A 19499-nucleotide genomic window follows, 5' to 3' on the forward strand; every position below is an offset into this window, starting at 1 on the left:
CCCGGTGCGTGCCCCTCAGAACTTGAAGCCCCCGATCATGCCCGCGACGCTCGTCGTCAGCTGCTGGATCGTCGGGGCCACGGAGGAGCTCGCCAAGTAGAAGCCGAGCAGCGTGCAGACCACCGCGTGGCCGCCTTTGAGCCCAGACTTCTTGACCAGCAGGGCCACGACGATCAGCAGCAGCAGCACCGCCGAAATCGATAGCGCCACAACGGCTCACCTCCCAGGTACGCAGGGGCACGACACTTGCCAGTTGCTACTAACCCTTACCCACACACGGCAACTGATCATAACTTTCCGTGCCACCGCATATCTCGGTGCACGGAAGCACGCGGGGGCGCATAGCCGGTTTTCCGCCAGACCCGGTCGACGCCGGTACGGCCCTCTAGGGTCGGTGGCATGACTGAAGAGCTCTCGTTTCCACGTCAGCACGCCCGGACGCAGCGCTTCTCGCTGGGCTCACCCCGGGCGTTCACCGTCTCGCCGGACGGGGAGCGCGTGGCGTTCCTGCGGTCCCGGTCCGGGACCGACGCGTCGAATCTGCTGTGGATCCTCGATCCGGAATCCGGTCAGGAGCGCATCGCGGCGGATCCGGCGGCGCTGCTGGCGGGGGCCGGCGAGGAGCTCTCCGCGCAGGAGCGGGCGCGGCGGGAGCGCAGCCGTGAGGGGTCGTCCGGGGTGGTCGGCTATGCGGTGGACCAGGCCGTGGAGCTGGCGGCGTTCGCGCTCTCCGGGCGGCTGTTCGTGGCCGAGCTGCGGGCCGGGACGGCGCGCGAGCTGACCACCGCGGGCCCCATCGTCGACCCCCGGCCGTCGCCCGACGGGCGCAGGGTGGCGTACGTCGCGGGCGGCGCGCTCCGGGTCGTCGACGCGGACGGCGGCAACGACCGGGCGCTCGCGGAGCCGGACGGCGACGAGGTGACGTGGGGGCTGGCGGAGTTCATCGCGCAGGAGGAGATGAGCCGCAGCCGCGGCTTCTGGTGGTCGCCGGACGGTGAGCGGCTGCTGGCCGCCCGGGTCGACGAGACCCCCGTACAGCGCTGGTGGATCGCCGACCCGGCCCATCCGGGCCGCCGCCCGGCCGAGATCGCCTACCCGGCGGCCGGTACGGCCAACGCGGTGGTGACGCTGGCGCTGGTCGGCCTCGACGGTTCCCGGGTGGACGTGGAGTGGGACCGGGAGCGCTACCCGTATCTCGCGCAGGTGCACTGGTCGGCGGCCGGCCCGCCCGTTCTGCTCGTCCAGGCGCGTGACCAGCGCAGTCAGCTCTTCCTCAGCGTCGACACCGACTCCGGCCGCACCGACCCGGTGCACGCCGAGGAAGATCAGGATTGGCTTGATCTTTTCCCCGGGGTGCCGGCCTGGACGCCGGACGGGAAGCTGGTCCGGATCGCCGACATCAAGGGGGGCGCGAAGCTCCCTGGAGGGGTGGTGGCGGGCGACGGGCGGGCCGGGGCGCGCGTCCTGGTCGTCGGCGACCGGCCGCTGACCGGCGCGCAGCTGCACATCAGGGCCGTGCTCGACATCACCGCGGACGACGTCCTCGTCTCGGCGTCGGCCGGGGCCGCGGCGGACACCCCCGAGATCGGCGAGATCCACGTCTACCGGGTGGGCGAACACGGCGTCACCCGGGTCTCGGACGAGCCCGGCGTGCACTCCGCGGTCCGCTCCGGGCCTCTGACGGTGCTCACCTCCGCGACGCTGGAGACCGCCGGCGCCCGGGTGCGGGTCCTGCGGGACGACAAGCCGGCCGCCGTCATCACCTCGTACGCCCAGCAGCCGGCGCTGCGGGCGGTCGTCCGGCTGACCGAGGCGGGCGAACGCCGGATCCCGGCGGCGGTCCTGCTGCCGACCGGATACCGGGAGGGCGACGGGCCGCTGCCGGTCCTCATGGACCCGTACGGCGGGCCGCACGGCCAGCGCGTGGTGTCGGCGCACAACGCCCACCTGGTCTCGCAGTGGTTCGCCGACCAGGGCTTCGCGGTGATCGTCGCGGACGGTCGCGGCACCCCCGGCCGCTCCCCCGCCTGGGAGAAGTCCGTCGTCGGCAATCTCGCCGGGATCACGCTGGACGACCAGGTCGACGCGCTGCACGCGCTGGCCGGGTCGTACCCGCTGGACCTGGACCGGGTCGGCATCCGCGGCTGGTCGTACGGCGGCTATCTCTCCGCGCTCGCCGTGCTGCGCCGCCCCGACGTCTTCCACGCGGGCGTCGTCGGCGCGCCCGTCACCGATCTGCGGCTGTACGACACGCACTACCAGGAGCGCTACCTCGGCCACCCGGACGAGCACCCCGAGGTGTACGCCGCCAACTCCCTCGTCACCGACGAGGGGTTGTCGGGTGCGGCGGACCAGGTCCGGCCGATGATGATCATCCACGGTCTCGCGGACGACAACGTCCTGGTGGCGCACTCGCTGCGGCTGTCCTCCGCGCTGCTGGCGGCGGGCCGGCCGCACGAGGTGCTCCCGCTCTCCGGGGTCACGCACATGACCCCGCAGGAAGAGGTCGCGGAGAACCTGCTGCTGCTCCAGGTGGCGTTCCTCAAGCGGACGCTGGGCGTCGCGTAACCACCGGTGGCAGAAGCCGCGCGCTCCGCGCCCGCAGTCCCGCCCGCTACCAGCCGGGCGGTGTCTGGGGGCGCGGTGGCGTGTTCGGCGGGTACTCCGGCGGGAGGGGCGGCGGGCCGCCGAACGGCGACTGGCCGTACGGGGCGTCGTTGTACGGGGCTGGGGCGGGCGGTGCGCCCCACGCGCCGTACTGACCTCCTGGCGCCCCCCAGGCGGGCACTACCGGCGGACGGTGTGTGCCGCGCAGCGCGAGCAGCAGGATGATCAGGATTCCCACGACGACCTCCACGACGGAGGTGAGCTGCTGCAGGATGTCGGTGGTGTCCAGGTCGCCGAACTCGAAGAGCATCTTCTGCTTGGCGTAGATGTCCAGCGTGAACACCGCGTAGGCGGCCAGCAGCCACCCCAGTGCCATGCCCAGCGGGCGCGCGACCGGCTTCCTGGCAAACGCCTGCACCGCGGCGACCACGCACAGCACGATCACCACCCAGTCCACCCAGAAACCCGGCGGGGCGAGCAGGACGCCGGAGGGCTGCTTCCCGGCGAACTGGCGCCAGTACGAGAACGGTCCCATGCGGTCCGAGGTGAAGTGCTGGATGTAGTACGCCTCCCAGGCGACGGACGCCAGCGCGAGGAACATCAGCAGCAGCCCGCCGAAGATCGCGGGTCCGGTGCGCGGCGGAGCGGGCGGCTCACCGTCGGCCGGTGAGACCACCGGGCGCCGTCCGGCGGCCGCGACGACGATGAGCGCCACGGCGGCGAGGACCGCACCGATCGCGGTGTACAGCGCACGGTCCCGCAGGTGGAGGCCCCGGGTTTCGTCCTCGGTCAGGATCCACAGCAGTGGGAGCCGGTAGAGCAGCGTGAGCACTCCGGCCGTCACGAAGGCGCCGGAGGCGATCGGCTGCGCGGCCGCCAGCAGGGCGCCCAGATAGATCACCACCAGAATCACGTCCGTGATGGACGTGCCGAGCGGCGCATGCTGCTGACCAGAGAAAATACGTCCGATCCAGGTCAGAAATGTGTCTTTCACGCCCACATTGCCGATGTCCCGGCCGATCCAAATGATCTCTGCAGCAATGAGAACGACACAAATGATCCCGCCCGCGACCCGCGCTCCCCGCGCGAGCACATTGCCCTGATTCAAGGCCATCTCCCCCCAGGCACACCGTTCCCATAGATATACCCGTACATCAGGGAGGGGAACAGGCTTTCCCCGAACGGCAGTCGGCCGGGGCACCCTCAGGTGTCCCGGCCGGCTCACGGCACCCGCACGGCCGTACGCTGTTCAGAGTGCTACGTCCGTATATCGGTGTTGCGACAGTCAAGTTGCTTACGTGTAAACGCGTTTGATCCGCAAAGATCCTCAAATGCCGTCCGAAAAGGATCATTGTCAAGCACGCTGGCGCGGCAATCTGCACAATCTTCGCTCAAGAAGAGCCCATGCGCAGTTTCTTCCCCCGCCACCCCCTTGACTGGAGGATGAATCCATTGCCAAAGTCCGCTCAACCCGCGACGAAGTTTTCAGTCGCGACGACAGACTCCTGGTGTGGGGGCATTCGTTATGACGAGTCAAACCCAGGCCGTGGTCACGGACGCCGATGACGGCTCCATCGACCCGGCGGCTCAGACCCAGGGCCTGGGCAAACAGGCCGGCGACATCGTCGGCTTCTCCCCCGGCCAACTCATGTGGCGGCGCTTCAAACGCGACCGTACCGGAGTCCTCTCCGCGTTCGTAGTCATTTTCTTCTTCGCCATCGCGATCCTGGCGCCGGTGATCTCCAAGCTGTACGGCAAGGACCCCTACACCCTCTACGGGCAGAACAACTCCGACCTGCTCAACGAGTTCGGGTACCCGGTGGCGCCCAACGGCGGGGTGAGCAGCAGCTTCTGGTTCGGCATCGAGCCGGGGCTCGGCCGCGACGTCTTCACCCAGCTGCTGTACGGGATCCGCACCTCGCTGTTCATCAGCGTCGCGGTCACCCTGGCCACGGTGACGACCGCCATCCTGCTCGGCATCACCTCCGGCTACCTCGGCGGCCGGGCCGACTACTTCATCGGCCGCGTCTCCGACCTGCTGCTGGCGTTCCCTTCGCAGCTGTTCTTCGTGGCCTTCATGCCGATCGTGGTGGCGATCTTCGTCGATCCGCAGGACGAGACGCCCACCTACCTGCGCGTCACCGCGCTGATCGCCGTCCAGTGGTTCCTCGGCTGGATGGGCCTCTCCCGCATCCTGCGTGGCCAGGTACTCAGCCTGCGCGAACGGGAGTTCATCGAGGCGGCCAAGGTCACCGGTGCGTCGTCGTGGCGCATCGTCCGCCGCGAGCTGCTGCCGAACCTGGTCACTCCGATCCTGGTGCAGGCCACCTTCATGCTTCCCGGTTTCGTGACCGCGGAGGCCGGCCTCTCCTTCCTGGGCGTCGGCATCATCGAGCCCACGCCGGACTGGGGCCGGATGTTCGCCAAGGGTGGTGACATCGCCCAGAACGACATCACCTACATGTTCTTCCCCGGCATCGCCATGGTGATCTTCATCGTCGCGTTCAACCTGCTCGGGGACTCGGTCCGGGATGCGTTCGACCCGAAATCGGGACGCTGAAGCCGTACCGCGGGGGCGCACCGCCGCCCCAGCACCGGATGAGTCAGTCAGCACAACAGCCATCGACGAACAGGTAGGTGTAGAGACAGCTATGACGGTCTACATGCGTAGAACGAAGGCCACCCTGGTGGCCGTGGCGGCGGGCGCGCTGATGCTCACCGCGTGCAGCAGCGGCGGCGGCGGTACGAGCAAGAACGACACCAAGGACAAGCAGGACCAGAACGCGAAGCAGCAGCAGTCGCAGATCACCTTCGGTGACGCCGCCGCCTCCACGGGTCCCGCCGAAGAGGTACCGGGCGCCAAGCCCGGCGGCACGCTGCACGCCCTGGAGCGCGACAGCTACACCCACCTCGACCCGGGCCAGATCTACGTCAGCAACGAGGGCCAGCTCGCCACCCTCCTGCACCGCGGTCTGACGACGTACAAGCTCGACAGCAAGGGCAAGTACACCGTCGTCGGCGACCTCGCCACCGACAGCGGCAAGGAGACCGACGCCGGCAAGACCTGGACGTACACGCTCAAGGACGGCGTCAAGTTCGAGGACGGCACGCCGATCACCTCGAAGGACATCCGCTGGTCGGTGGAGCGGCTGTTCGCGCCGTTCATCACCAACGGCCCGGCCTACCTCCAGCAGTGGCTCGCCAACACCGCAGGCTCCGACTACCGCAAGCTGCTCCCGGACGGCCCGTACAAGGGCGCGCACCTGCCGGACTCGCTGCTGCAGACCCCGGACGCCAAGACCATCGTCTTCCACTTCCCGACGGCGCAGCCGGACACGCCGTACCTGATGGCCATGGCGGGCTACGCGGTGGTCGACTCCGCGAAGGACACCAAGGAGAAGTACGACAAGGCGCCGGTCGCGTCGGGTCCGTACAAGATCAAGTCCTTCGAGAGCGGCAAGTCCATGACGCTCGTGAAGAACACCAACTGGGACCCGAAGACCGACCCGGCGCGCCACCAGTACGTCGACACCTTCGACATCACGTTCAACCACCAGGCACCGGACTCCACCAAGCGCCTGATGTCGGACGCCGGTGAGAACCAGACGTCGCTGAGCTTCGCGAACGCCGTGGACACCAAGAGCACCCCGACCGTCGTCGGGACCGCCTCGATCTTCAAGCGCACGGTCTCCGGCTACCAGCCGTTCGTGGGCCAGATCAACTTCAACATGAAGAAGATCACCGACCTCCAGATCCGCAAGGCGCTGGCGCTGGCCATCCCGACCAAGCCGGTCTGGCAGGCCCTCGGTGCCTCGTACGGAGCCGAGTACGCGGGCGGCTACATCAGCCCGACCCTCGCCGGCTACCAGAAGAGCGACCCGCTCGGCAAGGTCGCCAAGCCCGACGGTGACCAGGTCGCCGCGAAGAAGATCCTCACGGACGCGGGCAAGCTCAACACCAAGATCACGTACGCGTACATCAACACCGCCGCGGGCCAGGAGTACTCGGTCGCCATCGCGGACGCGCTCAAGAAGGCCGGCTTCGACGTCCAGCGCAAGGACCTGCCGTCCGACACGTACTACGACCTGATCGGCAAGGTCGACAACCCCTACGACATCTACGCGAGCGCGTGGGGCGCGGACTGGCCGAGCACCCTGACCGTCATCCCGCCGGTCTTCGACGGCCGCACGATCGCCGACCAGGCGCCGAACTACTCGCACGTCAACGACCCGAAGATCAACTCGGAGATCGACCGCATCAAGGCGATCACCGACCCGGTCAAGGCCGCTGACGAGTGGTTCAAGCTCAACGCCTACATCACCACCGACGTGATCCCCGGTGTCCCGACGGTGTTCTACAAGCAGCTCCAGCTCTTCGGCTCCAAGGTCGGCGGCGTCGTCTACAACAACGTCACCTCCGGAATCGACCTGACGAAGCTCTTCGTCAACCAGTAAGCACCGCAGACGCCTTCCGGCGGGACCGGGTCCCGGTCCCGCCGGCGGGCGGCACAGCCCACCGCCGCCGTCCTCTGAGAGCTGCGACTGTCATGCTTCGATTCCTCGTACGCCGGACGCTCGGCGCGCTAGTCATCCTGCTCTTCATCAGCGCCTTCACCTACTTCCTGTTTTTCGCGATCCCGCACGACCCGGCACTGCTGTCCTGCGGCAAGAACTGCACCCCCGACAACATCGCGCTGATCCACCGGAACCTCGGTCTCGACGAGCCGATCCCGGTCCAGTACTTCCACTACATGGTCGGCATCTTCGCGGGCCGCCACTTCAGCGTCGGCGACTGCAGCGCCCCCTGCTTCGGCTACTCGTTCGCCAACTCGGACCCGGTCTGGCCGACCATCCTCAACCGCTTCCCGCTCACGCTCTCGCTCGCGGCCGGCGGCATCGTGGTCTTCCTGCTCGTCGGTCTCGGCGCCGGCATGCTGGCCGCCTGGCGGCGCGGCACCTTCATCGACAAGTTCTTCAGCTCGGTGTCGCTGGTGCTCAGCTCGATGCAGATCTACTTCGTCGGCCCGATCGTGCTGGCCCTGCTGGTCTACAACAACCAGATCATGGACCAGCCCAAGTACGTCCCGATCAGTGAGGATCCCGTCGGCTGGTTCAGCGGACTGCTCATCCCCTGGTGTGTCCTGTCGATCATCTTCACCGCGGGCTACACGCGTATGTCCCGGTCCACGATGATCGACCAGCTGCAGGAGGAACACGTCCGCACCGCCCGCGCCAAGGGCATGTCGAGCCGTTATGTGTTCTTCCGGTACGCGTGGCGCGGCTCGCTGATCCCGATCGTCACCATGCTGGGCCTGGACATCGGCACCCTGCTGGGCGGCGCCATGATCACCGAGTTCACCTTCTCGCTGGCGGGCATCGGACGACTGGCCGTGGACTCGGTGCTCAGGACGGACCTGCCGATGCTCATGGGCGTGATGCTGTTCAGCGCCGCCCTGATCGTCCTGTTCAACATCATCGTGGACGCCGCCTACGCGTTCATCGACCCGCGCGTGCGCCTCTCCTAGGAGCCCCGTCAGTGACCACCATGACCAAGACCGAGGGAGAACCGGCCCTGCCCGGGTCCGATCCGTTCCTCTCCGTGCGTGATCTGCATGTGCGGTTCTCCACCGAGGACGGCATCGTGAAGGCCGTCGACGGGCTCTCCTTCGACCTCGAACGCGGCAAGACGCTGGGCATCGTCGGGGAGTCGGGCTCCGGGAAGTCCGTGACGAACCTGACGGTGCTCGGGCTGCACAACCCGATGAGCACCACCGTCACCGGCGAGATCCTGCTGGACGGACAGGAGCTGACCGGGGCGAGCAACCGCACCCTGGAGAAGCTGCGCGGCAACAAGATGGCGATGATCTTCCAGGACCCGCTGACGGCGCTCTCGCCGTACTACACGGTGGGCCGGCAGATCGCCGAGCCGTTCATGAAGCACACCGGCGCGAGCAAGCGCGAGGGCCGGGCGAAGGCCATCGAGATGCTGGAGAAGGTCGGCATCCCGCAGCCCAAGACCCGGGTGGACGACTATCCGCACCAGTTCTCCGGCGGTATGCGGCAGCGCGCGATGATCGCGATGTCGCTGATCTGCAACCCGGACCTGCTCATCGCGGACGAGCCGACCACCGCACTCGACGTCACCGTCCAGGCGCAGATCCTGGACCTGCTCAAGGACCTCCAGCAGGAGTTCGGCTCGGCGATCATCCTGATCACCCACGACCTGGGCGTCGTCTCCAAGATCGCGGACGATCTGCTGGTGATGTACGCGGGCCGGGCCGTGGAGCGCGGCTCGGTGCGGGAGGTCATCAAGTCCCCCCAGCACCCGTACACCTGGGGTCTGCTCAGCTCGATGCCGCGGCTGTCCTCGGACGTCAACGAACCGCTGAGCCCGATCCCCGGCACTCCGCCGAGCCTGCTCAATCCGCCGACCGGCTGCGCGTTCCACCCCCGGTGCGAGTTCCTCGACCTGGTCGGCGGTACGCGCTGCGCGACCGACCGGCCGGACCTGCCGGCGGGCCGGGGGTCCGCCTGTCATCTGACCGCAGAGCAGAAGCAGTCCGTATTCATCGAGAAGATTCAGCCCCGGCTGGGCTGACCGGTCATCTGGGGCGAGCATCATGAGCAAGGACACCACCATCACCAAGGCCGACGCGGTCCCTTCACCGCGCGACGGCGCCTCGGGAGAGACGCTGCTCGAAGTCACCGGCCTCACCAAGCATTTCCCTATCCACGCCGGATTTCCGATCAAGCACAAGGTCGGTGCGGTCCAGGCGGTCGACGGTATCGATCTGACCATCCACACCGGTGAGAGTTTCGGTCTGGTCGGTGAGTCCGGCTGCGGCAAATCCACCACCGGCCGGCTGATCACCCGGCTGCTGGAACCGACCGGCGGAAAGATCTCCTATCGGGGCCGGGACATCACCCGTGCCACCCGCAAGGAGATGATGCCGGTCCGCTCGGAAATTCAGATGATCTTCCAGGACCCGTACTCGTCGCTCAATCCGCGGCAGACGGTGGGAACGATCATCGGCGGGCCGATGGAGATCAACAACATCAATCCGCCCGGTGGCCGCGAACAACGGGTCCGGGAACTGCTGGAGACCGTCGGACTCAACCCCGAGCACTACAACCGCTTTCCGCATGAATTCTCCGGCGGCCAGCGGCAGCGCATCGGCGTCGCCCGGGCCCTCGCCCTGGAACCGAAACTCATCGTGGCCGACGAACCCGTCTCGGCCCTCGATGTCTCGATCCAGGCGCAGGTCGTCAATCTGCTGCAGAAGGTCCAGGCGGAAATGGGGATCGCCTTCCTCTTCATCGCCCATGACCTGGCCATCGTGCGGCACTTCACCCAGCGGGTCGCGGTGATGTACCTCGGCAAGATCGTCGAGGTCGGCGACCGGGACTCGATCTACAACCGGCCGCGCCACCCGTACACCCACGCGCTGCTCTCGGCGGTCCCCGAGGTCGACATCGACGGGGAGGACCGGGAGCGCATCCGGCTGGCCGGCGACGTCCCGTCCCCGATCAACCCGCCGTCGGGCTGCCGGTTCCGTACGCGCTGCTGGAAGGCGCGCGATGTGTGCGCGTCGGAGGAACCACCGCTGATCCAGCTCGGCGGCAACCGGGACGGCCACCTCACGGCGTGCCACTTCCCCGAAGAACCGACGATCGCGGCAAGGGAAGAGGACATCATCCTCGACCCGGCGCTGGCCGCGATCGAGGGGGCGGCCGAAAAGACCCTTTGACCCGGGCTTCCGTCCTCCGTTCGGCCCGCGGCCCGTACCCGGACACCCCAGCAGCACCCGGGTACGGGCCGTGGCGTGCGCGCGTCCTGACGGCCGCGGGGGGCCGCGCCCGCCCGGTCACTCCTCCGTCGGGACCACCTGCTTCTCCTCCGCGAAGTGGCAGGCGCTGTCGTGCGCGGCGGGTGAGTCGAGCCCGCGGAAGACCGCCGGGACGGCCAGCAGCGGCTCCTCCAGCGTGCAGCGCTCCTGCGCCTTCCAGCAGCGGGTGCGGAACCGGCAGCCGGACGGCGGGTTGGCCGGGGACGGTACGTCGCCGACGAGGATGATCCGCTCGCGCCGGTCGCGGGCGTCCGGGTCGGGAACGGGGACGGCCGACAGCAGCGCCTGGGTGTACGGGTGGGTCGGGTGCTCGTAGATCTCGTCGTCGTTGCCGATCTCGACGATCTTGCCGAGGTACATCACGCCGACCCGGTCCGAGATGTGCCGGACGATCGACAGGTCGTGGGCGATGAACATGTACGAGAGGTTGAACTCGTCCTGCAGCCGCCCCATCAGGTTCACCACCTGCGCCTGCACCGACACGTCCAGCGCGGAGACCGGCTCGTCCGCGACGATGATCTCGGGGCGCAGCGCCAGGCCGCGGGCGATGCCGATGCGCTGCCGCTGGCCGCCGGAGAACTGGTGCGGATAGCGGTTGATGTACTCGGGGTTGAGGCCGACCACGTCCAGCAGGTCCTCGACCGCCTTGCGGCGGTCGCCCTTCGGGGCGACCTCCGGGTGGATCTCGTACGGCTCGCCGATGATGTCGCCGACCGTCATGCGCGGGTTCAGCGACGTGTACGGGTCCTGGAACACCATCTGGATGTTGCGGCGGACGACCTTGAGGGCCTTCCCCGACAGCTTGGTGATGTCCTCGCCCTTGTAGAGCACCTGACCGGCCGTCACCGTCTCCAGGTTCATCAGGAGCCGGGCCACGGTGGACTTGCCGCAGCCGGACTCCCCGACGATGCCGAGCGTCTCGCCCCGGTAGAGGTCGAAGTTGACCCCGTCGACCGCCTTCACCGCGCCGATCTGCTTGCGGAAGAGGATGCCCTGGGTCAACGGGAAGTGCTTGACCAGACCGCGGACACTCAGGATCGGCTCCCTGTCCGGCGCGACGGCGGGCTCCTTCGTCAAGTGGGTCGTGGTCTCACTCACCGATGGTCTCCGTCCAGAAGTGACAGGCACTGGCCCGTGTCTCGCTGACCTCGTACAGCGGCGGCACATCGGTGCGGCAGATGTCCTGGGCCATCGGGCAGCGCGGGTTGAACGCGCAGCCGGCCGGGATGTGCAGCAGGTTCGGTGGCAGGCCCTTGATCGCGTAGAGCTCCTGGCCCTTCTGGTCCAGGCGCGGGATCGACCGGAGCAGGCCCTTGGTGTACGGGTGGGCCGGCTTGCGGTAGATCTCGTGCACGGGCGAGGTCTCAACGATCCGGCCCGCGTACATCACCGCGATCTTGTCGGCGACGTCCGCGACCACGCCGAGGTCGTGGGTGATCAGGATGAGACCCATGTGCAGCTCGCGCTGGAGCTCCGCGAGGAGCTCCATCACCTGCGCCTGGACCGTCACGTCCAGCGCCGTCGTCGGCTCGTCGGCGATGATCAGGTCGGGCTCCAGGGCCATCGCCATCGCGATCATGATGCGCTGGCGCATACCGCCGGAGAACTGGTGCGGGAAGTCGCCCACCCGCTGCTTGGCCGCGGGGATGCGCACCCGCTCCATCAGCTCGATCGCCTTGACCTTGGCGTCCTTGCGCGACATCCCTCGGTGGACGGTGAACATCTCGCCGAGCTGCTCGCCGACGCTCAGGACCGGGTTCAGCGAGGACAGCGCGTCCTGGAAGATCATCGCCATCCGCTCGCCGCGCACCCTGCGGCGGTCCTCCTTGCCCATCGTCAGCAGGTCCTGGCCCTGGAAGACGATCTCGCCCTGGGTGACGAAGCCGGGCGGCGAGTCCAGGATGCCCATGATCGCCTGCGCGGTCACCGACTTCCCCGAGCCCGACTCGCCGAGCACCGCGAGCGTCTCGCCCGCGCTCACCGTGTAGTCGACGCCGTTGACGGCCTTGGCGACCCCGTCGCGGGTGCGGAATTCGACGTGCAGGTTCCGCACGTCCAGCAGGACCCCCTGCGGGTCCGGCGGATCCTGCTCGACCTGCGTGATCAGGCTGGTCATGGAACGCCTCCGTCAGCGCAGCTTGGGATCGAGGGCGTCGCGCACCGCGTCGCCGAGCATGATGAACGCGAGCACGGTGATGCTCAGCGCGCCCGCGGGCCACAGCAGCATGTGCGGTGCGTTGCGGATCTGGGTGGACGCCGCCGAGATGTCGATGCCCCAGGAGACGGTCGGCGGCTTGAGGCCCACCCCGAGCCAGGACAGCGTCGCCTCCAGCGCGATGTACGTGCCGAGCGCGATGGTCGCGACCACGATCACCGGGGCGACCGCGTTCGGGGCGATGTGCCGCAGCAGGATGCGGGTGTGGTTGGCCCCCAGCGCCTTGGCCGCCTGGACGTAGTCGTTCTGTTTGGCGGTGATCACCGAGCCGCGCGCGATACGGGCGATCTGCGGCCAGCCGAGCAGCACCATGAAGCCGATGACCGGCCACACCGTGGAATTGGTGACGACCGACAGGAAGACCAGGCCGCCGAGGATGATCGGGATGGCGAAGAAGATGTCACTGATCCGGGAGAGCACCGCGTCCCAGGCGCCGCCGAAGTAGCCGGCCAGCCCGCCCAGGATGCCGCCCAGCAGCGCGACGCCCGCCGTGGCGCAGACGCCGACGGTGACCGACGCGCGGGCTCCGTAGACCGTGCGGGTGTAGACGTCGCACCCCTGGTTGTCGTAGCCGAAGGGATGGCCGGGCTGGGAGCCCTGCTGGGACTTGGACAGATCGCACTGGAGGGGGTTGCCGCTGGCGATCAGCGAGGGCCACAGCGAGATGACGATCAGGAAGAGGATCAGCAGCGCGGAGATGATGAAGATCGGGTTGCGCCGCAGGTCGTGCCAGGCGTCGGACCACAGACTGCGGGGCTTGCCCGTCGGGCCGCCCGGTTGCGGTCCGTGGCCCGGCCCGTGATCGAGCGTCTGGGCCTCGGAGGCGGCCAGGTCCATCCCTCCGCCCATGCCGGTGGGGGCGACGGACTCGTTCGATCGGTCGTACTCCTCAGGCATACCGAATCCTCGGGTCCAGGACCGCGTAGAGCAGGTCGACGAGCAGGTTCGCCAGCAGGAAGACGATCACCAGGATGGTGACGAAGCCGACCACTGTCGCTGAGTTGTGCCGGAGGATGCCCTGGTAGAGCTGGTATCCGACACCCTGGATGTTGAAGATCCGCTCGGTGACGATCGCGCCGCCCATGAGGCCGCCGATGTCCGTCCCGATGAAGGTGATGACCGGGATGAGCGAGTTGCGCAGCAGGTGCCGCAGGATGACGCGGCGCCGGGGCAGCCCCTTGGCAACGGCGGTGCGGACGTAGTCGGCGCGGGTGTTCTCGGCGATGGACGTCCGGGTCAGCCGGGTGACGTACGCCAGGGAGACCAGCGCCAGCACGATGCCGGGCAGGATCAGTTCGTTGAGCGGTGCTTCCGGCGATACCGATGGCTCGCCGATGCCCCATTGCACCGCGATCACGTACTGCAGCACATAGCCGAGCACGAAGACCGGGATGGAGATCACGACCAGCGTCATCAGCAGCACCGAGGTGTCGATGGGGCGGCCGCGGCGCATACCGGTGATCACACCGAAGGTGATGCCGATGACGATCTCGAAGAAGATCGCGACCAGCGTCAGGCGCAGCGTCACCGGGAAGGCGCTCTTCATCAGTTCGGTGACGGGCTGCCCGTTGAACGCGGTCCCGAAGTCACCGGTGAAGATGTTCCCCATGTAGTCGAGGTACTGATGCCACAACGGCTTGTCGAGGCCGTACTGGTGCCGGATCTGCGCGGCCGTGGCGGGGTCGGGGGCGCGGTCGCCGAAGAACGCGGCCACCGGGTCGCCGAGCGCGTACACCATCACGAAGATCAGGAACGTGGCGCCGATGAACACCGGGATCATCTGCAGCAGGCGCCGGATCACATAGCGTCCCATGGGGCCTTCCCCAAAGTCGGGCGGGGGGGGGGGGGGCGCGGTGTCACCGCGCCGGGCCACCGCGCGGGTCAGCTGACCTTGATCTCGTTGTAGACCGGGACGCTGAACTGGTTCAGCGTCACGTTGGAGATCTTGGTGGAGTAGCCCCCGGTGCCGTTCTGGTACCAGAGCGGGATGGCCGGCATGTCGATGGCGAGCTGCTTCTCCGAGTCCTGGAACAGCGCGACGGCCTTCGCGGTGTCCGGCTCGGCGTTCGCCTCGTTGATGAGCTTGTCGAAGTTCGCGTTCGTGTAGTGCGAGTCGTTCGACGACGCGTTGGTGTAGTAGATCGGCTGCAGGAAGTTCTGGATCAGCGGGTAGTCCATCTGCCAGCCGGTCCTGAACATGCCGGTCATCTGCTTGCTCGTCACCTTCGAGCGGAAGTCCGCGAAGGTGCCGATCGGGTTGAAGACGCAGGCCTTGTCGTTGCCGAGCGCGTTGTTGATGCTGTTGCAGACCGCGTCGGACCAGTCCTTGTGCGAACCGGTGTCCACGTTGGACGTCAGGGTGACCTGCCCGCCGGGCAGGCCGCCGGCCTCCGTGATGAGCTTCTTGGCCTCGGTCGGGTTGAACGTGCAGGCGTCACCGCACAGCCCGGCCTTGAAGCCGCCCGCCTCGCCGAGCACCGGCGAGGTCCAGTCGCTGGCGGGCTCACGGGTCTTCTGGAAGATCTGCTCGGTGATCTGCGCGCGGTTGATCGCCATCGACAGACCCTGGCGGATCTTCGCCGCGTTCGGCCCCGACCACTTCGCGTCGTACAGCGGGAACGAGACGGTCTGGATGATGCCGGCCGGCTGGTTGATGAACCGGTCGCCCAGGTCCGACTTGGCGTTCTTGAGCTGCGACGCGGGGATGTCGTCGACCAGGTCGATGTTGCCGGCCTGCAGGTCGGTGTACGCGGTGTTGTTGTCGGTGTAGACCCGCAGGTCGATGCCGCCGTTCTGGGCCGCGTCAGGACCCTTGTACCCGGCCCACTTGCGCATCTTCATGGTCTGGCCCTTGGTGTACGAGTCCACCGTGTAGGGGCCGTTGCCGATCGGCTTGCTCAGCCAGGCGGCGTGGTCGGAGAAGAACGACTTCGGCAGCGGGTCGTACGCCGAGTAGCCCAGCGTGTCGGGCCAGGTGGAGAACTTGGCGCCGAGCTTGACGGTGAAGTTCAGGTCGTCGACCTTCTTCAGCCCGCCGAGCGTCTGGGCGGTGGACGCGGCGCCCTCCTTCTCCGGGTGCACCGCGTCGTAGCCGTCGATGAAGCGGAAGAAGCTCGCGTTCTTCTGGGCGTTCTTCAGCAGCGCGCCGTAGTTCCAGGCGTTGATGAAGGAGTCGGACGTGACCGGGTCGCCGTCGCTGAAGGTCCAGCCGGGGTTCAGCTTGATCGCGAAGTTCTGCGAGTCGGTGGTGGTGATCGACGCCGCGACCATGTTCTCGGCCTTGCCGGTCTTCGGGTTGTACTTCTTGAGACCGCGGAAGAGCATGTCCAGCACCTTGCCGCCCTGCACCTCATTGGTGTTGGCCGGCTCCAGCGGGCTCTGCGGGTCTCCCCACGAGGCACTGACGATTCCCGATGCGCCGCCTCCACCACCGCTGTCGCTGCCCCCTCCGCCACAGGCGGTGGCCGCCAGGGCGACGGCCGTCGCACAGACGGCCCACTTCAAGCGCGTGGATCCGCGCATCGCGTGCCTCCTCATGGGTCACAAATGACACTTAGTTCCTCATGACACCCCAAACCCGTCACCGACGCACCTCTAGCGCACCCGTGTCGCCCCACGAACTCCCGGCCGACACCCCGTGTGGGCCAACGCCTCACTCAGCGACGTTGTCCGACATAGGGTCAGAAGGGTGATGCCACCAGCCGAAGAATCGTTCCTGCGCGCCTTTCACGCCGAGCACCCGGCCGTGACATCGCGCTCCCTGGCCCGCGGCCGGGACGCCGCCGGCCGCTCCAGCTACCGGATCCTGAGCGACCTGGTGGGCGGACACCGGCGGGTGCTGGACCTCGGCTGCGGTGACGGGTTCCTGCTGGAGCAGGTGGCGGAAACGGCCGGCGCGCAGTCCGGTGACGAGGGGGCAGCTGAGGCGCCGGCCGGTGGCCGGGAGCTCGCGGGCGTCGACCTCTCCCCCGACGACCTGGCCCTCGCGCGCCGGCGGCCGGCGCTGGCCGGTGCGACGCTCCTGGAGGCACGGGCCCAGGACCTGCCCTTCCCCGGCGACCACTTCGACGCCTGTGTCTCCCACATGGCGCTGATGCTCATGAACGACGTCGACCGGGTCGCCGCCGAGCTCGCCCGGGTCCTCGCCCCCGGCGGTCTGCTGGCGCTCGCCCTGGGCGGCGGAGCCGCGGGCGGCGAGGCGTACGAGCTCTTCATCGCCCTGACCGGACCCGTCGTCGAGGCGGTGCCCGACACCCACCGGATCCCCCGCCTGGGCGACCGGCGGACCCGCGACCGCGCGGGGCTCGACGCGATCCTCACCCCGGCCGGATTCGCGCCGGTCGGCTGGGACACCGTACGGATCGACCTGAGCGGCTCCCTCGAGGACGTATGGGTCACCCTCTCCGCCCTCTACGACCTCGGCCCCCTCTCCCGGGAGGCCACGAACGCGCTGCGCGAGACCTTCACCGCGGGCGCGGCCTCCCTCGCCCTCCCGGACGGCACGATCCCCTGCGCCATGAACATGCGCATCGCCACCACGCACCTGGTGGCGGACCGAGCGAGCGGGAACGCGTGAGGGCCCCTGCTGATCCAGGACGGATCAGCAGGGGCCCTCACACGGTGTGCGGCGTGGTTACGCGACGCCCACCACGTCCTTGACCTCAGCGAAGTGGCACGCCGAGTCATGGGCGGCGGGCGAGTCGACGCCCTTGAAGCGCTCCGGGATCGCCAGCAGCGGAACGTCCGTGGCGCACTTGCCCTGCGCCTTCCAGCAGCGGGTACGGAACCGGCAGCCGGACGGCGGGTTGGCCGGGGACGGGACGTCTCCGGTCAGGATGATGCGCTCGCGGTGGGCACGGGCCTCGGGGTCCGGAACGGGGACGGCCGAGAGCAGCGCCTGGGTGTACGGGTGGGTCGGGTACTCGTAGATCTCGGCGTCGGAGCCGATCTCGGCCATCTTGCCGAGGTACATCACGCCGACCCGGTCCGAGATGTGCCGGACGATCGACAGGTCGTGGGCGATGAAGATGTAGGAGAGGTTGAACTCGTCCTGCAGGTTCTCCATCAGGTTGATGACCTGGGCCTGCACCGACACGTCGAGCGCGGAGACCGGCTCGTCGCAGATGATGACTTCCGGGTTGAGCGCCAGACCGCGGGCGATGCCGATGCGCTGCCGCTGGCCGCCGGAGAACTGGTGCGGGTACCGGTTGATGTACTCCGGGTTGAGCCCGACGACGTCCAGCAGGTCCTGGACCTTCTTGCGGCGGGTGCCCTTGGGCGCCACCTCGGGGTGGATGTCGAAGGGCTCGCCGATGATGTCGCCGACCGTCATACGCGGGTTCAGCGACGTGTACGGGTCCTGGAACACCATCTGGATGTTGCGGCGGACGACCTTGAGGGCCTTCCCCGACAGCTTGGTGATGTCCTGGCCCTTGTAGAGCACCTCGCCCGCGGTGGCCGTCTCCAGGCTCATCAGCAGCTTGGCGACGGTGGACTTGCCACAGCCGGACTCGCCGACGATGCCCAGGGTCTCGCCCTGGTACAGGTCGAAGGAGATGCCGTCGACGGCCTTGACCGCGCCGACCGTCCGCTTGAACACGATGCCCTGGGTCAGCGGGAAGTGCTTGACCAGGTTCCGGACCTGGAGGATCGGCTCGCCGCGGTCGACCGGGGCGTTGATCGCCGCCTCGACGGCCTCGACTGTCGTCTCATCGTCCTTGCTGAGATCAGCCATGGATCGTCTCCTTCCAGAAGTGGCAAGCGCTGCCACGGCCCGGCAGCTCGCCGCCGTCGGCCTCGGTCACCGTGTGCAGCGGCGGCACATCGGTCCGGCAGATGTCCTGCGCCATCTCGCAGCGCGGGTTGAACGCGCAACCGGAGGGAACGGCCAGCAGGTTCGGCGGGAGCCCCTTGATCGCGTAGAGCTCCTGGCCCTTCTGGTCCAGGCGCGGGATCGAGCGGAGCAGGCCCTTGGTGTACGGGTGGGCCGGCCGCTTGTAGATCTCGTGCACCGGCGCGGTCTCGACGATCCGGCCCGCGTACATGACCGCGATCTTGTCCGCGACGTCGGCGACCACGCCGAGGTCGTGGGTGATCAGGATCAGACCCATGTTGGACTCGCGCTGCAGCTCCGCGAGCAGGTCCATGACCTGGGCCTGGACCGTCACGTCGAGCGCGGTGGTCGGCTCGTCCGCGATGATCAGGTCGGGCTCGAGGGCGATGGCCATCGCGATCATGATGCGCTGGCGCATACCGCCGGAGAACTGGTGCGCGTAGTCGCCCACCCGCTCCTTGGCCGCCGGGATCCGGACGCGGTCCATCAGCTCGATGGCCTTCTTCTTCGCGTCCTTCTTCGACAGCCCCTGGTGGGCGCGGAACATCTCGCCGAGCTGGAAGCCGACGGAGAGCACCGGGTTGAGCGATGACAGCGCGTCCTGGAAGATCATCGCCATCTTGTTGCCGCGCAGCTTGCGCCGCTCGCTCTCCGGCAGGGCCAGGATGTTCTGCCCGTGGAAGAGGATCTCGCCCTGGGCCACGCGCCCGGGAGGGCTGTCCAGGATGCCCATGATCGCCTGCGCGGTCACCGACTTGCCGGAGCCCGACTCGCCGAGCACCGCCAGCGTCTCACCGGCGCTCACGCTGTAGTTGACGCCGTTGACGGCCTTGGCCACACCGTCCCGGGTCTTGAATTCCACGTGCAGGTCGCGCACTTCGAGCAGGGGCCCGCCGGCGGCGGTCGTTCCAATGCTCTCGGCGGCCGTTTCAACCGTGGTCATGCCGTCACCTTCGTCCTGCTTGCTCGTAGCTCGTGGGGGTCCGACTCATGGGGGC

General features: G+C 68.1%; 16 protein-coding genes. 7 read left to right on the plus strand and 9 right to left on the minus strand.

What is annotated here, in order from left to right; all coding sequences use genetic code 11:
• Positions 1-15 precede the first annotated feature (15 nt).
• A complete protein-coding gene (locus O3W51_RS18005) occupies positions 16-210 on the minus strand; it encodes a hypothetical protein (RefSeq protein WP_138351021.1) in 195 nt (64 codons plus the stop codon).
• 189 nt (positions 211-399) lie between these two features.
• On the opposite strand from O3W51_RS18005, the gene O3W51_RS18010 reads away from it, so the two are divergent.
• Complete coding sequence (locus O3W51_RS18010) at positions 400-2568, plus strand: S9 family peptidase (protein ID WP_269286774.1); 2169 nt, start codon at positions 400-402, stop codon at positions 2566-2568.
• Positions 2569-2614: 46 nt separating this feature from the next.
• Here the strand turns inward: O3W51_RS18010 and O3W51_RS18015 are convergent, their stop codons facing one another.
• The gene (locus O3W51_RS18015; protein ID WP_269286776.1) at positions 2615-3601 is read right to left on the minus strand and encodes a hypothetical protein; all 987 of its coding nucleotides are present in this window, start codon (positions 3599-3601) and stop codon (positions 2615-2617) included.
• A gap of 531 nt (positions 3602-4132) precedes the next feature.
• Here O3W51_RS18015 and O3W51_RS18020 point away from each other — a divergent pair.
• The 5 genes from O3W51_RS18020 (at position 4133) to O3W51_RS18040 (ending at position 10354) form a co-directional block, all read left to right on the plus strand.
• The gene (locus tag O3W51_RS18020; RefSeq protein ID WP_232484655.1) at positions 4133-5167 is read left to right on the plus strand and encodes an ABC transporter permease; all 1035 of its coding nucleotides are present in this window, start codon (positions 4133-4135) and stop codon (positions 5165-5167) included.
• Between the two features lie 103 nt (positions 5168-5270).
• A complete protein-coding gene (locus O3W51_RS18025; protein WP_138351024.1) occupies positions 5271-7061 on the plus strand; it encodes an ABC transporter substrate-binding protein in 1791 nt (596 codons plus the stop codon).
• A gap of 92 nt (positions 7062-7153) precedes the next feature.
• On the plus strand, positions 7154-8131 hold the full coding sequence (locus O3W51_RS18030) for an ABC transporter permease (RefSeq protein ID WP_138351025.1): 978 nt from the start codon (positions 7154-7156) through the stop codon (positions 8129-8131).
• A gap of 11 nt (positions 8132-8142) precedes the next feature.
• Complete coding sequence (locus tag O3W51_RS18035) at positions 8143-9204, plus strand: ABC transporter ATP-binding protein (RefSeq protein ID WP_138351026.1); 1062 nt, start codon at positions 8143-8145, stop codon at positions 9202-9204.
• Positions 9205-9226: 22 nt separating this feature from the next.
• The gene (locus O3W51_RS18040) at positions 9227-10354 is read left to right on the plus strand and encodes an ABC transporter ATP-binding protein (protein ID WP_138351027.1); all 1128 of its coding nucleotides are present in this window, start codon (positions 9227-9229) and stop codon (positions 10352-10354) included.
• Between the two features lie 117 nt (positions 10355-10471).
• On the opposite strand, the gene O3W51_RS18045 is transcribed toward O3W51_RS18040, so the two are convergent.
• The 5 genes from O3W51_RS18045 to O3W51_RS18065 form a co-directional block, all read right to left on the minus strand.
• Positions 10472-11581 carry an ABC transporter ATP-binding protein gene (locus tag O3W51_RS18045; protein ID WP_381586416.1) on the minus strand — a complete coding sequence of 370 codons (1110 nt, stop codon included), beginning with the start codon at positions 11579-11581 and terminating at the stop codon, positions 10472-10474.
• The gene (locus O3W51_RS18050) at positions 11544-12569 is read right to left on the minus strand and encodes an ABC transporter ATP-binding protein (RefSeq protein WP_138351029.1); all 1026 of its coding nucleotides are present in this window, start codon (positions 12567-12569) and stop codon (positions 11544-11546) included. The genes O3W51_RS18045 and O3W51_RS18050 overlap by 38 nt, the downstream gene beginning before the upstream one ends.
• Positions 12570-12581: 12 nt before the next feature.
• Entirely contained in the window at positions 12582-13565 is a 984-nt protein-coding gene (locus O3W51_RS18055) for an ABC transporter permease (protein WP_138351030.1), read from the minus strand.
• Entirely contained in the window at positions 13558-14481 is a 924-nt protein-coding gene (locus O3W51_RS18060) for an ABC transporter permease (RefSeq protein WP_138351031.1), read from the minus strand. The genes O3W51_RS18055 and O3W51_RS18060 overlap by 8 nt, the downstream gene beginning before the upstream one ends.
• A 68-nt stretch (positions 14482-14549) precedes the next feature.
• Complete coding sequence (locus O3W51_RS18065) at positions 14550-16190, minus strand: peptide ABC transporter substrate-binding protein (RefSeq protein ID WP_138351032.1); 1641 nt, start codon at positions 16188-16190, stop codon at positions 14550-14552.
• Between the two features lie 169 nt (positions 16191-16359).
• Between O3W51_RS18065 and O3W51_RS18070 the strand changes: the two genes are divergently transcribed.
• Positions 16360-17244, plus strand: a complete 885-nt coding sequence (locus O3W51_RS18070; RefSeq protein ID WP_138351033.1) for a class I SAM-dependent methyltransferase — start codon at positions 16360-16362, stop codon at positions 17242-17244.
• 57 nt (positions 17245-17301) lie between these two features.
• Here O3W51_RS18070 and O3W51_RS18075 read toward each other — a convergent pair whose 3' ends face one another.
• Both O3W51_RS18075 and O3W51_RS18080 read right to left on the minus strand, forming a co-directional pair.
• Positions 17302-18402: an ABC transporter ATP-binding protein gene (locus O3W51_RS18075; RefSeq protein ID WP_269286784.1), complete on the minus strand. Its 1101-nt coding sequence runs from the start codon at positions 18400-18402 to the stop codon at positions 17302-17304.
• Complete coding sequence (locus O3W51_RS18080) at positions 18395-19444, minus strand: ABC transporter ATP-binding protein (RefSeq protein ID WP_138351035.1); 1050 nt, start codon at positions 19442-19444, stop codon at positions 18395-18397. The genes O3W51_RS18075 and O3W51_RS18080 overlap by 8 nt, the downstream gene beginning before the upstream one ends.
• Positions 19445-19499 lie beyond the last annotated feature (55 nt).

The sequence above is a fragment of the Streptomyces sp. H39-C1 genome (assembly GCF_027158125.1).
Taxonomy (GTDB): Bacteria; Actinomycetota; Actinomycetes; order Streptomycetales; family Streptomycetaceae; genus Actinacidiphila; species Actinacidiphila fildesensis.

Excerpts from the sequence above, each read along its gene's own strand:
- O3W51_RS18010 (WP_269286774.1), top strand. The coding sequence starts at position 400 with ATGACTGAAGAGCTCTCGTTTCCACGTCAGCACGCCCGGACGCAGCGC.
- O3W51_RS18020 (WP_232484655.1), top strand. The coding sequence starts at position 4,133 with ATGACGAGTCAAACCCAGGCCGTGGTCACGGACGCCGATGACGGCTCC.
- O3W51_RS18025 (WP_138351024.1), top strand. The coding sequence starts at position 5,271 with ATGCGTAGAACGAAGGCCACCCTGGTGGCCGTGGCGGCGGGCGCGCTG.
- O3W51_RS18030 (WP_138351025.1), top strand. The coding sequence starts at position 7,154 with ATGCTTCGATTCCTCGTACGCCGGACGCTCGGCGCGCTAGTCATCCTG.
- O3W51_RS18040 (WP_138351027.1), top strand. The coding sequence starts at position 9,227 with ATGAGCAAGGACACCACCATCACCAAGGCCGACGCGGTCCCTTCACCG.
- O3W51_RS18050 (WP_138351029.1), bottom strand. The coding sequence starts at position 12,569 with ATGACCAGCCTGATCACGCAGGTCGAGCAGGATCCGCCGGACCCGCAG.
- O3W51_RS18055 (WP_138351030.1), bottom strand. The coding sequence starts at position 13,565 with ATGCCTGAGGAGTACGACCGATCGAACGAGTCCGTCGCCCCCACCGGC.
- O3W51_RS18060 (WP_138351031.1), bottom strand. The coding sequence starts at position 14,481 with ATGGGACGCTATGTGATCCGGCGCCTGCTGCAGATGATCCCGGTGTTC.
- O3W51_RS18065 (WP_138351032.1), bottom strand. The coding sequence starts at position 16,190 with ATGCGCGGATCCACGCGCTTGAAGTGGGCCGTCTGTGCGACGGCCGTC.
- O3W51_RS18070 (WP_138351033.1), top strand. The coding sequence starts at position 16,360 with ATGCCACCAGCCGAAGAATCGTTCCTGCGCGCCTTTCACGCCGAGCAC.
- O3W51_RS18075 (WP_269286784.1), bottom strand. The coding sequence starts at position 18,402 with ATGGCTGATCTCAGCAAGGACGATGAGACGACAGTCGAGGCCGTCGAG.
- O3W51_RS18080 (WP_138351035.1), bottom strand. The coding sequence starts at position 19,444 with ATGACCACGGTTGAAACGGCCGCCGAGAGCATTGGAACGACCGCCGCC.